Raw genomic sequence first — 16,029 nt, 5'->3', positions numbered from 1 at the left:
ATATGATAAGCAAGGCAAAATTCGCGTCAATAGCAGCTTGGTTTAAATATTCATGCCGCTAAAACTTGGTCAGCAGTTTGCATAAATATTATCTAAATAAGTGATGACATTTAATGTAGCTGAGCGTTATAAATATTAATCTAATTTATACATCATATTTGTCATCACATTGCCGATAACCTAGTTAGCTTTGGGTAATTTATTGTTGTAGTTAACTCTATTTTTCAGAGCATATAATATAGATTCAAAAGTGAATTGCTTTACCATAGGATTTTTTATGCGCATTTTATTGACAATATTGTTCAGTGGCTTGATGGCTTTCTCTTCATTAGCACAAAGTGCCAACATGCAAGCTGTGCAAATATATACAGACGATCAATTACTTGACTTAATCAAAGAAAACAAACATTTAAGCCAAGTGGTATTAGATGAGTGTCAGTTAGTGCAAGATATTGAAGCGCGAGCCAATAAAGCGAATATGCCATCGTATCAATTTTTATGGGGCGATATGCTTGCCTTTGGTGTGTGTGTGAAAAAAGATATTCCGTTGGGATTGCACTATATGAATTTAGCGGCCGATCAAGGTTTATCAGAAGGGCTAGAGCAACTTGGACGCTATTATCATATTGGTAAGTTTATGCAGGTTGATATTGATAAAGCGATTGTTTATTTAAAAACTGCAGCCTCATTAAATAATTTAAAAGCGCAAATGCGTTTAGCGAGTTTGTATGAGCAAGGTTATGGCAGTCCGCTCGACTATCCAGCCTTATATTCGCAACTACATAATTCACTAACTGATGATAAAAAAACACATAAAAAAATTAGCCAGTTACTTGCACAGTTAGCCACTAAAATGCCACCTCAAGTGATTGAAGACGCTAAAAGGCGCAGTTACACCAATTAAGCTTTTCGGGTTAGAGCGATAAAACACGCTGAAGTTGTCTTATCAAAAGTGCTATCGCCCGCTCTAACTATTTAAAAGCAGCCCAAAGAAACAGCCACACTATTTTGGTAATAAAATTCTACAGATAACGTGATATACTGATAGCAGTTAATCCTTTATATACTGACTTAATATAGTGACATTTCAAGACCCACACGCTAAACGCGAAGCACAAAAATATGAAAAGCCTGTAGCTTCTCGTGAGCTATTGTTATCTGTTATTGAAAAATGCTCACCGCCGCCGACCTTTAAAGCTCTAGCTAAAACACTCAAGTATGATGAAGACTATCAATTAATTGGTTTGAAACGTCGTTTACGTGCCATGGAAAACAGTGGTCAGTTGGTGTTTAATAAGTTTAAGCAGTACGCGATACCGGCAAAAAGTAGCCTGCTTACTGGCAAGGTTATTGGGCATCGTGACGGTTTTGGTTTCTTTAGTCCTGATGACAGCAGTATTACGGATAAACGCGGGAAAGACTTTTATATTTCGTCTCATGAAATGCAGCGTGTTTTTCATGGCGATATTGTTGAGGCTATTTTAGTTGACCGTGTTGATCGCAAAGGTCGTAAAGAAGTTAAAATTATTGATGTTATTGAACCAAGAAAAGCGCCATTTGTAGGGCGTTTTTATGTTGATCATCATGTTTGCACTGTTATTCCCGAAGACACTAAAATTAAGCAAGAAATCACCATAGACCCTGAAGCTAAAATGGGGGCTCGCCATGGTCAAATGGTGGTCGTTGAATTACTACAACGACCTACCAAACGCTCACACGCTATAGGTAAAGTGGTTGAAGTATTAGGTGACCATTTAGCGCCAGGTATGGAAATTGAAATTGCCTTACGTGCCCATGATTTACCGCATCAATTTTCTCATACAATTACCGAAGAGTTAGCCAGCATTGCTGATGAAGTCGAAGAAAGTGCAAAGCTACCCCGTCGAGATTTACGAGAGTTACCGTTAGTCACGATTGATGGTGAAGATGCGCGAGATTTTGATGATGCGGTTTATTGTCGCCCTGAAGGTGATGGTAGTTGGCGCTTATGGGTTGCTATCGCCGATGTTAGTTATTATGTTCGCCACGGTAGCGCGCTTGATGATGAAGCTATTTCTCGTGGTAACTCGGTTTATTTCCCAAGCCAAGTTATTCCGATGTTACCTGAAAAACTTTCTAACGGTTTGTGTTCATTGAACCCGCATGTTGATCGGTTGTGTATGGTTTGTGAAATGACGGTGAGCGCTAACGGCGCATTAACTACTAGCGAATTTTACCCTGCGGTAATGCAATCACACGCACGTTTTACCTATACAAAAGTCGCTGCCATTTTAACGGGCGATGACGCGTTACGTAGTGAATATGCAGCGCAAGTTGCTGATTTAGAAAACCTTGAAAAAATGTACTTAGCTTTAAGTGATGCTCGCAGTAAGCGTGGCGCGATAGCCTTTGAAACAGAAGAGTCTATCTTCTTGTTTAATGAAGATAAAAAAATTGATAGCGTTGTACCCCTTATTCGTAACGACGCCCATAAAATCATTGAAGAATGTATGATTTTAGCTAATGTCGCTACCGCACAATTTATTGAGCAACATAATAAACCGGGCTTATTCCGAGTTCATGACAAACCGAGTGAAGACAAGTATAAAAACTTTGTTACCTACTTGAATGAATTAGGTTTATCGTTACCTGCAAAAGAATCACCAGAGCCAAGAGACTATGGCGATATTTTAGCGAAAGTAGCAGGTCGCCCAGACCAAGAGCTTATTCAAACCATGTTATTGCGCTCTATGCGTCAAGCGGTTTACCAAAGTGATAACTTAGGGCATTTTGGTTTAGCGTTAGAGTCATATAGTCACTTTACCTCACCTATTCGTCGCTACCCTGATTTAGTGGTACATCGGGTGATTAAAGCTATTTTACAAGAGCAATTGTTAGCGCAATCAGCAGATCATTCAACAAACAATTCAACAAAAAATTCAGTAGACAGTTCAGCAGCGAATGCAGGCTTTTATGACTATAAACTTGCCGAAGTTATTGAGTTAGGTGAGCACTGCTCAATGACCGAACGTCGAGCCGACGAAGCAACACGCGATGTTGCCGACTGGCTGAAGTGTGAGTTTATGCAAGACCACATTGGTGATGAATTCACTGGTGTTATCTCTACCGTTACTAATTTTGGCATGTTTGTTCGTTTAGCGGATTTACATATTGAAGGTTTAGTACACATTACCTCGTTAGGGCGAGATTTTTATCATTTTGATGATGTCAGAATGTGCTTAACGGGTGAAAACTCAGGCATTAAATACCGTGTTGGCGATGAAGTTAACGTGCGTGTTGCGGCAGTTCACCTTGATGAGAAAAAGATCGACTTAACTATTGAGGGAGTCGCTAGCCAAACAGATAAGCCATCAAAACGTCAGGGCAAAGGTAAAGCTAAAACTGGAGGTCGCTCAAGTTCAAGTAAAGCAGCTACAACTAGTGGTACTAAAAAAACAAAAGCGACAGATAAAAACGGTAGTAAAGTAAAAACTGAGAAACGCAAAGCAAAAAAGCGCACTGAACGTAAAAAGCGTCCTGGAAAAAATGCCCGTAAAAAAGCGAAATAGTTTCCTAAAGTTATAAACTATATGAGACCAACCAATAAGTGGTTAACGGCAACGCTTTATAAATAAAGCGGTGCAGTAATAATTTTAAAAGAGAAAAACATGGCGAAAAATGAAGAGTTAGTTTTTGGTATTCACGCAATTAATGCCTTAATTGACAGCGCTCCCGAGCGTTTTATTGAGATTTGGTTATTAAAAGGCCGAGAAGATGAACGCCTTATGCCAATTATTAACTTAGCGCGTAAGTACGGTATTTCAACACAAATGGTACAGCGTAAATTTCTTGATGAAAAAAGCGAGGGTGAGCAGCACCAAGGTGTGGTTGCGCGTGTTAGGCCGGGTAAAGTTTTTACCGAAAATGATTTAGACGACATTCTTGCTAGTGCAGAGAAAAAAGGTCAACCTCCATTTTTACTTATTTTAGATGGTGTTACCGACACGCATAATTTAGGCGCTTGTTTACGTAATGCTGACGCCGCAGGTGTACAAGCGATTATTGTACCGAAAGACAATGCCGCACGCTTAACACCAACTGTGCGTAAAGTAGCGGTTGGTGCAGCAGAATATGTACCCTTAGTGCAAGTGACTAACTTAGTACGTACTATGAAGCAATTACAACAAATGGGTGTGTGGATTATTGGTACTGCCGGCGAAACAGACACTTGCCTTTATGAGACCAAACTTTCAGGTCCGATGGCGTTAGTGATGGGGGCAGAAGGTAAGGGCATGCGTCGACTAACGCGAGAAAATTGTGATCAGCTAGTGAAACTTCCTATGGCAGGTAGTGTTTCTAGCTTAAACGTATCTGTGGCAACAGGTATTTGTTTATTTGAAATAGTGCGTCAACGCTCTGCTTAAACACTAAACACTAAACACTAAACACTAAACACTAATCGCTACGAATATAAAGCGAAAAATATATAAACCGATGAGGTAAATCATATAGATTAACCTCATCGGTTTTTTTCGTTAAGGCATCAACAGAGTCTAATTTAGGCTGAGCTTTCAGAGCCAAACTTTCGCGTATAAAATAGATGAAAATAGCGTATTCAATTGTGGGTTATATCAGCTTCTTCTGTATGTTTTTTAAGAACATTATAGTAAGGTAATATACCTGTTTTGATGATGGATTTACGGTGAACGGTTATGTCAGAGGGCATTGAAAAAATTGTAATTGTTGGCGGTGGTACAACGGGGTGGATGGCTGCAGCTAGCTTGTCACGCTACGTTAAAGATAAAAATATTACCGTTACCTTAATTGAGTCGCCTAGCATCAATACCGTAGGTGTTGGTGAAGCAACTATCCCTAATATTGTTTCATTTAATCGAAACTTAGGTATTGATGAAGTTGAGTTAATTAAAGCAACACAAGCTACTTTTAAACTCGGTATTGAGTTTGAAGGTTGGCACCAAAAAGACACGCGCTTTTTCCACCCGTTTGCTGACTACGGCATGAAAGTCGATAACGTAGAGTTTCATCATTATATTAACAAGCTCAACAGTGAAGGTTATTCATTGGATTTGCAAGATTACAGCTTTGCTTGTGTGTTAGCTAAACAGGGTAATTTTGCCCAGCCGCACCCAAATCCTACTAACCCTATGGCTGACTATTCTTATGCGTATCATTTAGATGCCGCCTTATATGGCAAGTTCTTAACTGATTTTTCGGTTAAACAAGGGGTTGAACATATTCTCGCTAATGTTGATAAGGTTCATTTAAATAAGGAATCGGGTTTTATTGAATCGGTTGAACTTGATGATGGACGTTGTATTTTTGGTGATTTATTTATTGATTGCTCAGGTTTTAAAGGGTTATTAATTGAAGGTGCTATGGGCATTGGTTTAGATGATTTAAGTCAGTGGTTACCTTGTAATAGTGCGGTTGCTGTACAAACTGAGTTGGCAGGAAGACCACTGCCTTATACGCGCGCTATTGCTAAAGAGGCGGGTTGGCAGTGGCAAATTCCATTGCAACACCGTATGGGGAATGGCTACATTTACAGCAGCGAGTTTAGCGACAAACAAGCCGCTGAAGATAGCCTACTGGCAAGCGTTCAAGGTCAAACCATTAATGATGTTAGACACTTCACTTTTCCATTAGGGCGACGAGAAAAAACCTGGCATAAAAACTGTTTTTCTTTAGGGCTAGCAGGCGGTTTTCTTGAGCCACTAGAGTCGTTAGGGATTTCTTTAATTCAAACGGCGTTGGCTAAACTCTTAACTTTCTTCCCAGATAAATCATTCAATGAAGCTGATATTGCTGAGGTAAACCGTTTGCACAGCACAGAGCTTGACCGTATTGTTGACTTTTTAGCTATGCATTATAAGTTAACCAAGCGTGACGATACTGAGTTTTGGCGCTACTGCCAGCAAATGAAAATATCTGACACGTTAGCACATAAAATTGAGGTATTTAAAAGCCAAGGACATATTGTGATGCATGATCATGAGTCGTTTGAAGAGGCTAGTTGGCTGTCGATGTATCACGGCTTTAAGGTTGTGCCGCAGCGCTATGATGTTCGGATTAAAAACCTTGACTCAAAGATGATAGAGCAAAAATTAATGCAAATGCGTAACTCTATTTATGGCGCGGCAGAGCAAGCGATGTCGCACCAAGCTTTTATTGAAAAGCATTGTCGTGCGAAAAGTGATCTTTAAGTAAAGTGATTCATTGATCGTGTTAACTTAGTCGAGTAACCAAAAAGGGAGTGCGTTTAGCACTTCCTTTTTGGTTATTTTAAAAAGTAATTAAGGTATTGGCGCTCGGCAGTATTGTTGAATAAATTCATCATGACTTGGTTGTAATTTAACTACTTGTTCAATTGCTTGCTTACCACTGGTTAAACTTTTATTTAACTGCGAGTAATTTAAGGCATCTAATGTTGGGTTATAATTTTTAGGTGTGATACCCATACCATCTAATACTGCATACCAACTGGTTGGCTGAAATAATTCTTCAACACCAGGAATTAATCCACCTGAAACTTTAAAGAAGTCTAATTTTTTTTGTAAAGTTGCAGGTATCTCCATGTTTTGACACCAACGCCAAAATTCAGTGTCATCACGCTCTGTGGCGGAGTAATGCAGTACCAGAAAATCACGAATTTCTTCATAGTCGGCTTTTACACGACGGTTAAACTCAGACATCAATATAGGGTTACATTCTTTTGTTGGAAATAAACGCACAAAAAAAGCTAAAGTTTTTGAAACCAAATGAATCGCGGTAGACTCTAATGGTTCAAGAAAGCCTTGCGCTAAACCAAGGGCCAAACAGTTTTTATTCCAAGCTTGTTTACGGATCCCTGTAACAAAAGGGATCACTTTAGGTGTAGTAATAGGCTCTCCCTCTATGTTGGCTAGTAAAGTGGCAATAGCGTCTTCATCACTGCAGTATTTATCACAAAAAACATAACCGTTGCCCGTTCTATGCTGTAGTGGAATACGCCACGTCCAACCTGCATTTTGTGCTCTTGATGTTGTATAAGGAGTTGTTTCACCGATATTTTTTGTTTGAACAGTAACGGCTCTATTGCAGGGTAAATAATGAGACCAGTCGTCATAACCTGTCTGTAAGGCTTCCTCGATTAATAAGCCTTTAAATCCTGTGCAATCAATGAAGAAGTCACCGTTGACCTCACGTCCATCTTTTAAAGTAACACTATTGATAAAACCTTGTTCATTTTTAATAACCGCTTCAACATGCCCTTCTGTGCGAATAACCCCAATACTTTTAGCGAAGTCTCTTAAATAACGACCAACCAATACCGCATCTAAATGCAAAGCATAATGTGCAGATGCTAAAGGCGTTCCCATTGCTTTAAACGGGAGAAAAAATCGATTATGATCTGATAATACCGACTCAGGAGAGTGTGCCATTAAAGGCGTTTCATCACCTTCTGCTTTTGATTTTAGCCAACATTGATAAAACTCGTGTCCATCAATATCTCGACCTAAAGAGCCAAAAGGGTGGAAGTAAGCGTGATCTTTTTTATGCCAGTTCTCAAAACGAATACCCCACTTAAAGCTTGCTTGCGTTGCTTTAATAAACTCCGCTTCATCAATACCAAGGCTGCGAATAGTTTCTAAAAAAGGTGGTATAGTTGCTTCACCAACACCGATAATGGCAACATCAGGCGATTCAACTAGCTCAACAGTAACATCACTATCTTTGAAAATATTTCCTAACGTTGCTGCAGCAACCCAACCAGCGGTGCCTCCTCCAACAATAACAAACTTTTTAATTGTGTTTTCCGTGACCTGCATTTGTTTCACTCTTATTTAAATTACTAACTTATTATTAGGGTTGGTAGCCACAATATTTCACCAAAAACTGTGTATGCGTTGGTGCATTATCGACTTGCTGTTTGATTATTTTTTTCATTTTTTCTAAATGTAGCTGTAAATAGTCATTATCCATTTTATCTGCTCTAGCATCATAATTTGTTGGTAAATAGTTTAAGCCATTAAATACTGCCAGCCAGCTATCAGCACCAAAAATTTCCCATGGGTAGCGAATAATATTACCCGTTTCTTTAAACTGCTGCATTTTTTCAGCGAGTTTCTCAGGTATTTCCATATCTCTGTAGCGTTGCCACATAGGGCTGTCATTACGTTGATTCGCCTTATAGTGAAAAATAATAAAGTCTCTTACTCGTTCATACTCAAGAGCATTTACTTCATTGAAGCGATTGATGTCATTATCGTTATAATGAGGAGTGTTAAACGATAGAATTATTTTTTCAATAGCTGTTTCAACTAAGGCGATACTGGTACTTTCTAAAGGTTCTAAAAAGCCTGAGGAAAGCCCTACGGCGATACAGTTTTTATTCCATGCTTTTTTTCTCCTGCCTGGCGTAAAGGTGAAGCTTCTTGGTTCATGTAAAATATCACCGTCAATATCTGCGAGTAACGATGCTTTTGCAGACTCTTTATCAAGATATTGACTACTAAAAACATAACCATTACCCATGCGATTTTGTAAAGGGATTTGCCATTGCCAACCCGCAGATTTTGCTTGAGAAATAGTGCGCGTGATAGGAGTAGAAGTGATTTTACTTTGTACTGCAACAGCGCTATCGTTAAATAGCCAATGACTCCAATTATCAAATCCAGTTTTTAAAGCACCTTCAATAAGTAATGCTTTAAAGCCTGAACAGTCGATAAACAAATCAGCGGAGACTGATGTCCCGTCTTTAAAGGTTAAGGAGTCAATGTTGCCAGAAGTTGGAGAAATATTGACGACTTCAATAATATTGTCAATTAGCTGAACCCCGTGATTGACTGAATATTCGCGCATGAGGTTGGCAAAAAGTGCGGCATCAAAATGTAAAGCCCAGTCAAATATATCGAGTTGGCTGTTAGGCTTTTCGGGAGGAAAAAAGAATTTGTTTTGCTGAGCTAAGTTTACCCCAAGAGAGAAGTCATTGAGATCATTGCTGTTGGTGCTAGCGTTTTTTTGTGCTTTAAGCCAATAGTGAATAAAGGGAACTTCTTTGGTACCTTGCCCAAATAAACCAAAGGGATGAATGAAGTTACTGTTATTATCAGTCCAGCCTTTAAATTCGATACCTAATTTACAGGTAGCATTGGTGGCTTTGATAACATCAATATCAGTAAATCCGAGCTTTTGATAAAATCGACGTAGCGTCGGAATAGTTGCTTCACCAACTCCAATAGTACCTAATTGTGATGACTCGACTAAGGTTATCGCTATTTTTTTATCAGGGAAGGTGGAAGTAAAGTGATGGCTTAGTGCTGCTGCAGTCATCCAACCGGACGTACCACCACCAGCAATCACAATTGATGTGATCTCGTTTGATGTCATCTTTATTTTCTCATTATTTATTGTAATAAGTAACCAGTGAGTACTAGTAGGGGAATATCATATTTTATTCAGCCCTTATTTAATACATAGTACTAATATAACTAACCTGAGATCGGCTTAACAAATGTTTCTCTAGCAGCTATTTTTCCTAACTTCTTCGTTAAATTTACTTGCAATAGGCCAGCTATTGACGCGAAATTTTCCTTGTTTATCATATGAAAAAAAGAAAAACTATCAAGCTATCGGTTCAGAAAAGTAATTTTTGCTGATATTTCAATTTGTTAAATATCTCTTAAACCAAGTTCAGGTTAACTAGACAAAAACGCCGCAAAATATGCGGCGTTTTTAAAGTGCGCAACCCGCACATTTTGTGAAAGTTACGCTAAAGTGTATAGTATTTAATCGTTAAATTAGAATGTTACACGAGCACCTAATGTCCAACGTGCTTCATATTCATTACGGAACGCTTTTTGTGAAGAAAACTCTAAATAAGTCTGTTGAACTTCTTCTAAAATGTTTGAACCATTAATAAATACATCTACGTTTTCAGTAACATGGAAGTTGGCGTTGAAATCAAGTTGTGAGTAAGTATCTTGATACAATGCTTGACGGCCAACAGCATCAGAGCCTTCAGTCATTAAGCGTGGGCTACGTGAGTTCCAGGCAAAACGCGTTGAAAATTCTTCTTGCTCATACCATAACACTAAGTTGTAAGTGTCTCTTGAATTACCAATGAAAGGCATATCGTTGCCTGATACATCTTTTGTACCTTGGCTGCTATCACTGTAAGTATAGTTAGCATCTAAGCCTAAGTTATTAATGAACGGGATATCCATAAAGTCATTAAAAGCGACTCTTGCTCCGACTTCAATACCATTAACATAACCGCCATCGCCTTGTACTTGAGTTGAAAAAGGCCATGGACCACGGCTGATGCCATCATCATCAGGCTCGTCGATCATTACAGTACCTGGAGTCGTAAAGCTTTCAATATCAATTTTGTAGGCAGAAATGAACATCATAGATGCATCACCATTATACCACTCAGCCGTTAATGAGAAGTTCTCTGAACGCCATGGATCTAAACTCGGGTTACCCGTCAGAGTACCGTTTACTACGCGTAAACAATCACAATCATCACTGTTAACTTTACCTACGGTTTTACCGCCACCCCAGTTAGCAAGGTCTAGTGATTCAACATTTTTAGAGTAAGCAAAACGGAAGATAATATCATCAGTTGCGGCTACAGCAACGTTAAGCGATGGTAAGTAATCTGTATAATCTCTGGTCGTAACGGCATCACCTACATCTGGACCTAAACCACTGTGTGGTAGATTAGGACCTGTTAAGTTTTGCTTAACGTATAAGTCAGTTTCAATAACTTTTAAACCAAAGTTACCACTTACAATACCTTGTTCGAAATTAGCTTGTAAGAAGTAGCTAAACTCTTCTAAACCAACATCATAAGTAGCACCACCATTTTCAGTACGTTGAACATTGCCGAACGTGTCTAAATGGAACTGGCGTGGGTTTTTAAAGTTACTTGGATCAATAGCCCACATGGTAGGAATACCTTGTGCACTACCAAAGTTAGACATTTGACTAACCGTTGTATGTTCGTCTAAACGTGTTGGTGGTAAAAGCGTGTAAGGAACCCACGTACCTGCTGCAAGGTCACCAACATCTGCAGTTAAGTATTCACCTGCTGCTGGGTTGCCTTCACAAGTAGCATTAGTATGGTATTGGTCAACCGCTTTCCACTGTGCAATATCACAACCATCACCAAACTCAGAAGTGTAGGTAAATTGGTCATGATCTACTTCACGTTCCATGTAACGTACACCAAAATCTACACTGGTAATAAATGGCATATCATCAAAGGCATAATTCCACTTGGTGCTGAAGGTGTTAATTGATGCGTCATCATCAGTGTTACCTTCTGAAGAGAAAGCGCCAATATGGTAAGAGTCTATATTGCCCATGTAATCGGCAACACTTTGCATACCTTGGCCACCATTAACCATTTGATCGAAACCACTAAATATTGGAGAGCCATTCGCTGCATTGTATTGTAATAAGAAAGAATCATCTTGAATGCCACCTGGTGCGAATGTGGCATAACAACCACCACGATCGCCAACAATAACGTCGTTAGGTCCACAGTTTTCACCTTGTGAAAATTGACCTGGGCCTGTAACCAAAGTGCCTTGGTCAATACTTAACATATCGCCTTCGCCGTAACCATGACGCATTTTCTTAGTTGCTGTAGCACGTGTCATACGTACTTGGCCGGTTAAGTTACCACCATTGTTGTAGTTTAATTCTAGGTTAAGGTTTTTAGACTTTTCTTCATTGCCGTTAACTTGAGTAAAAGTCTGCATACGGTAAGGTTTTAAGGCAAATTCATTAACCCCACCCCATAAATCGCCATTTTTATCAGTAAAGGTATCGCCTGTCCAGCTATCCCCATCAACAGGGTAAGCGTAGTCATTAAATGAGTTCCAACGGTTATTTTGTGAGAAACCTTGACGATTATTGAAGCGTTGCTGATCTGTGTAAAATGCATCAAAAGTTAGCTCGAAACCTTCACCTAAGTCCGCTTGTAAAGATAACTGGTAACCTTGACGCTCACGAGTCTCTTCTTTGTTAAAGGCAGAAAAACCTTGCGGTACTACATGACGAGTAGTGTTACCTTGTGGGTTTGGACCCCAAGTAAAGTTGTTGTTTGCTGCGCCAATGCCACCATTTTCAGAGGTATCGAAATAGCCGTTATAGTCAGTCGCTAAAGTAACTTCTTGTGTTACTGCAGAAAATAACACACCAAAACGATCCGAGTTATAACTTACTAAACCATTTAGGTTTGGATCACTTTCTTGACTAATAGAGCCACGAGTTACGTCAGCACCAGCGTTAAATGTCCAACCGCTATCCATATCGAAAGGACGACGCGTGTGTAAATCTATAGAGCCTGAAATACCGCCAGCAGTGCGTGCAGCTTCAGATGATTTATACACATCTACACCTGAGAATAATTGTGATGGTAAATCACCAAAGTCGGCACCCGATGAATCAATGGTCGTTGCACTTAAAAATACTTCACCATTTAGGGTTGAACCAATTTGAGGTAAACCACGAATTGCAACAGGACCGCCTTCACCAGCGGTACGTTCAACTTGAACACCAGTAATACGTTGTAATGAGTCAGCAATAGTAACATCTGGTAATTTACCAATGTCTTCTGCTGCAATACCGTCTACTTGAGAAGTAGCAAAGCGTTTGCCGTTAATACTTGCTTTGGTACTACCACGAATACCTGAAACCTGTATTACTTCTACATCATCTTTTACTGAGCTAGCGGTATCTTCTGCAGCCATTGCATATGGAACAGCGCTGGTAGATAAGACTACAGCTATGCTTGTTGATAACAAACTTTTTTTAAATTTTATATTTGACACAATAGGACCCTTAACATGTTTTTTATTATTTATAATTAGAGTTAGTACGTTTTCAGTTCAATTTTCTCTGGTATTTAAAACAATAGTGGTACTTTTCAAATGCATTCAGGTACTTTTCTACTGCTTTTTCATTTAAATGTCGAACGCTGTCATTTTTATAAATACACGTTGCAATTTATGAACAAAAAAGTACCTGCATACAGGTAAATACCAATAAGAGAAAGTGATTTTATTCAAAGAAGTTAAATGCGTTAATATTCAAGCAAGCAGTGTGTGTAAGGGCGAGGCATGAATTTGTTAAAAGCATTAACTCTATGATTAATAGTTAATAAATTAACTATCAATCCACTTTCAACCCACATTTTAGGAATGATTATTTGCCACTTAAGTTACAAATTAACACTTACTTCCGTGTAGGTTGTTAATTTGTAACATTCTAGGAGAGAGGAAAGCAACCATTTTTTTTGTTTATTAATAAATCATTATGTTTAACTTATAACCGTTAACGATAAGAAAATATGAGAAGTGAGGTTGTGCAGGAAAAGCTATGTGAGGCACCTTCGATAATATGTACGTTTTATCGAAGGTGCGAAAAGTTATCTTATTTCTTAGGGCGTTATTCTTAGGGCGTTAGTAAGCTGTTATGAGCGTTAAAGTTTAAGCCACAACGGCGAATGAAGTCACCCAAACCAGCCATTTCTTGGTGATGCGCTGTATAATCAATTGTTTGACTTGTACTTGTCTGCGGGAATACACCATAACCAGCCAACATACAAGCCCATGACTTAGGCTGGTAGCTGCCCATTAGTTTATATTTAATCATATCGTCAGCGAAATTTTGACTATTGGTCCACAGGTATAATATTCGACCTAACGTCTCTGATATGTTGCTATTTTTGGCATTATCTCGCCAATAATCAGTATCAAGGCGTTGGTTGGCTTTGTAGTGGCAAACCACATAGTCTCTAATGCCATCAAACCTTGAGTTTATATCTTGATTAAATGCTGATTCAAATTTATTAGTACCTTCACCCTCTTGATAGTGAAGCATAAATTGCGAAACGGTATTAAAGGAAAGTGCTATTGCTGTTGCCTCTAAAGGCTCGATAAAACCTTGTGATAGCCCAACCGCTAAACAGTTTTTATGCCAATGCTTTTCAACCCTACCTACTTTCATTTTCAAATGTCTTGCTTCGACATCGCTATCTAATAAACCTAAATGATCTCTCAGTTCCGTTTCAGCTTGATCGGCATTGATATAATCACTGCTATAAACATAACCATTGCCAAAACGGTTTTGTAACGGTATTTGCCAAGCCCAACCGTTAGTAAGTGCGGTGGCTTTGGTTTCTACTGGCAGTATTGATGATATTTCACTGGGCATAACAACAGCAGAGTCATTGAATAAATTATCTTTAAAGCTTTGATAGTTAACTTTTAAGGTTTTTTGCATTAATAACGAATTAAAACCAGAACAATCTAAGAAAAAGTCGGCTTCAAGTAAGGTTTGATCACTTAGCTTTACTGCATTTAAATTACCGTCGTTATGTACTAATACGTCACTAACAGTACTGACGATTTTTTTTACACCTAGACTTTGCGCATGTTTAGCTAAGAACTTCCCTAACAGTGCAGAATCAAAGTGATAGCCGTAAGCAATACCAAAAGGGAAACTTTCAGCAGGTAAAGGCCCTAAGTTATTTTTCGATAAATAGGTCTCTAAAAAATAACTATCAGGATGTGCGTTAACATCATAGCCCTGCATTTTTGCTTGAATATTTTTGAAAAAAATCGGTACGGTTAACATATCGTCAGTTTGTGCGGCAAAGGGATGAAAGTAAGACTCAAAACCTTTAATGTTTGACCACTTATCAAAAGTAATACCATTTTTGTAGGTGGCATTACAATGGGGCATCCATTGTGAGTCAGTAACGCCTATGGCATCAAAAAATAATTTTAAATGCGGTGTACTGCCTTCACCCACGCCAATAATGCCTATTTGTTCGGATTCAACTAAACAAATTTCAGTGTTTTTCCACCGAGAAGCGAGTAAGTTGGCTGCCATCCAACCTGCAGTACCACCACCTACAATTACTATTTTTTTTGGCTTGCCGTCATTATTTAACATTGTTTTATGCTCATTCTTTATTATTTTAAGTACTTTGAGGAATTACTGTTTAAGCTTGGTAACGAAGTATTCTTTAACCGCTGTAATATATTCAGGGGATAAATCGCCGAGTAAATGATGCTGATGTTCAGGAATATAAGAAGCTGGATCGACACCTTGTTTGAACAAGTAATGATCGAACATGCAGCGCCAAGCATCGCGCTGTTTAGGGCTCAAATCTCGCATAGCAAGTAATGCTATATTTAAACTATCAATAGGGCTAGGAGATATTGCATTTGGCGCGGAAGAACCATTCCACCAGTAATTCATTAACGCATTTACTTTTGATAAAGATTCAACGTGGTGCCACCAAAGCATAGGAATGAAAATAGCGTCACCAGGGGCTAACTCTGCGCTATATGCGGCGGCTTGTGCCTGTTTAAATAATGGATAACGCTCATAATCAGGCTGTGCAAAGTTAACTAAGCTTGTTGGGGCTCCAGCAGGGGTAAAGTTGAGTGAACCAGGGTATAAATTCGCTGTTTGCTCGGGTGGAAAAAGTATAAAGCGTCTGCGACCTGCAACAACACACGCGATATTATCGGAGCCATCATAATGAGCGCTAACAATGCCTTCATTACCAACCCATAAGCGTGGTTCAATGTGAGGAAAGAAGTCAGACTGATTATCCTGAACTAAGCCAGGTAAAATATCGCTAGTGCGTGCATTTTGCATAGAAATGGCAGGGTAAGTCTCGCGATCAATTAGTTCAAGTAAACGTCCTAGAAAAAGATCAACACGCTCTTCGCCACTTAAATAGTTAACATCGGTCATCTCTTCGTTATAATAAAAGCGCTTGTTAGCCGCGGGGGGAGCTACGAGCATTTTGGCTTTTGTCCCTTGATAAAACTGATTTAAATAATCGACAAAAGCGTTAGGTGATTTTTGAGCTGCAGCCACTAATGGCCAGTTTTTAACAAACCCACGGATGACGATAGGCTTTTGCGCAGGGGCAACTTCTTGAAAAAACTGTGCGGCACTTAATGTTGCACTATGTAGGTTGTACTCTGAAATGCTTTTATATACGGTCATTTACTT

Annotated in this window: 9 protein-coding genes; 4 read left to right on the top strand and 5 right to left on the bottom strand. The window is 39.0% G+C overall.

Annotated features, from left to right (window positions below):
- Positions 1-277 precede the first annotated feature (277 nt).
- The 4 genes from KO495_RS08215 (at position 278) to KO495_RS08200 (ending at position 6,203) form a co-directional block, all read left to right on the top strand.
- Complete coding sequence (locus KO495_RS08215) at positions 278-904, top strand: tetratricopeptide repeat protein (protein ID WP_215979923.1); 627 nt, start codon at positions 278-280, stop codon at positions 902-904.
- A 175-nt stretch (positions 905-1,079) separates the two neighbouring features.
- Complete coding sequence (gene rnr, locus KO495_RS08210) at positions 1,080-3,548, top strand: ribonuclease R (protein ID WP_215979922.1); 2,469 nt, start codon at positions 1,080-1,082, stop codon at positions 3,546-3,548.
- 99 nt (positions 3,549-3,647) lie between these two features.
- Positions 3,648-4,403 carry a 23S rRNA (guanosine(2251)-2'-O)-methyltransferase RlmB gene (rlmB, locus tag KO495_RS08205; RefSeq protein WP_215979921.1) on the top strand — a complete coding sequence of 252 codons (756 nt, stop codon included), beginning with the start codon at positions 3,648-3,650 and terminating at the stop codon, positions 4,401-4,403.
- Between the two features lie 288 nt (positions 4,404-4,691).
- Entirely contained in the window at positions 4,692-6,203 is a 1,512-nt protein-coding gene (locus tag KO495_RS08200) for a tryptophan halogenase family protein (RefSeq protein WP_215979920.1), read from the top strand.
- 90 nt (positions 6,204-6,293) lie between these two features.
- Here the strand turns inward: KO495_RS08200 and KO495_RS08195 are convergent, their stop codons facing one another.
- The 5 genes from KO495_RS08195 to KO495_RS08175 form a co-directional block, all read right to left on the bottom strand.
- Positions 6,294-7,808 carry a tryptophan halogenase family protein gene (locus tag KO495_RS08195; RefSeq protein WP_215979919.1) on the bottom strand — a complete coding sequence of 505 codons (1,515 nt, stop codon included), beginning with the start codon at positions 7,806-7,808 and terminating at the stop codon, positions 6,294-6,296.
- A gap of 34 nt (positions 7,809-7,842) precedes the next feature.
- The gene (locus KO495_RS08190; protein WP_215979918.1) at positions 7,843-9,369 is read right to left on the bottom strand and encodes a tryptophan halogenase family protein; all 1,527 of its coding nucleotides are present in this window, start codon (positions 9,367-9,369) and stop codon (positions 7,843-7,845) included.
- Between the two features lie 410 nt (positions 9,370-9,779).
- Positions 9,780-12,824, bottom strand: coding sequence for a TonB-dependent receptor (locus KO495_RS08185; protein ID WP_215979917.1), 3,045 nt, complete (start codon positions 12,822-12,824; stop codon positions 9,780-9,782).
- 622 nt (positions 12,825-13,446) lie between these two features.
- A complete protein-coding gene (locus tag KO495_RS08180) occupies positions 13,447-14,952 on the bottom strand; it encodes a tryptophan halogenase family protein (protein WP_215979916.1) in 1,506 nt (501 codons plus the stop codon).
- A 42-nt stretch (positions 14,953-14,994) separates the two neighbouring features.
- Complete coding sequence (locus KO495_RS08175; protein ID WP_215979915.1) at positions 14,995-16,023, bottom strand: cupin-like domain-containing protein; 1,029 nt, start codon at positions 16,021-16,023, stop codon at positions 14,995-14,997.
- Positions 16,024-16,029 lie beyond the last annotated feature (6 nt).

Origin of the sequence: Colwellia sp. D2M02 (assembly GCF_018860755.1) — a bacterium.
GTDB lineage: Bacteria > Pseudomonadota > Gammaproteobacteria > Enterobacterales > Alteromonadaceae > Colwellia > Colwellia asteriadis.
Note: the sequence above shows the minus strand (reverse complement) of the source record. Positions and strands in the feature narration are given on the sequence as shown.

Excerpts from the sequence above, each read along its gene's own strand:
- KO495_RS08215 (WP_215979923.1), top strand. The coding sequence starts at position 278 with ATGCGCATTTTATTGACAATATTGTTCAGTGGCTTGATGGCTTTCTCT.
- rlmB (WP_215979921.1), top strand. The coding sequence starts at position 3,648 with ATGGCGAAAAATGAAGAGTTAGTTTTTGGTATTCACGCAATTAATGCC.
- KO495_RS08200 (WP_215979920.1), top strand. The coding sequence starts at position 4,692 with ATGTCAGAGGGCATTGAAAAAATTGTAATTGTTGGCGGTGGTACAACG.
- KO495_RS08195 (WP_215979919.1), bottom strand. The coding sequence starts at position 7,808 with ATGCAGGTCACGGAAAACACAATTAAAAAGTTTGTTATTGTTGGAGGA.
- KO495_RS08190 (WP_215979918.1), bottom strand. The coding sequence starts at position 9,369 with ATGACATCAAACGAGATCACATCAATTGTGATTGCTGGTGGTGGTACG.
- KO495_RS08180 (WP_215979916.1), bottom strand. The coding sequence starts at position 14,952 with ATGTTAAATAATGACGGCAAGCCAAAAAAAATAGTAATTGTAGGTGGT.
- KO495_RS08175 (WP_215979915.1), bottom strand. The coding sequence starts at position 16,023 with ATGACCGTATATAAAAGCATTTCAGAGTACAACCTACATAGTGCAACA.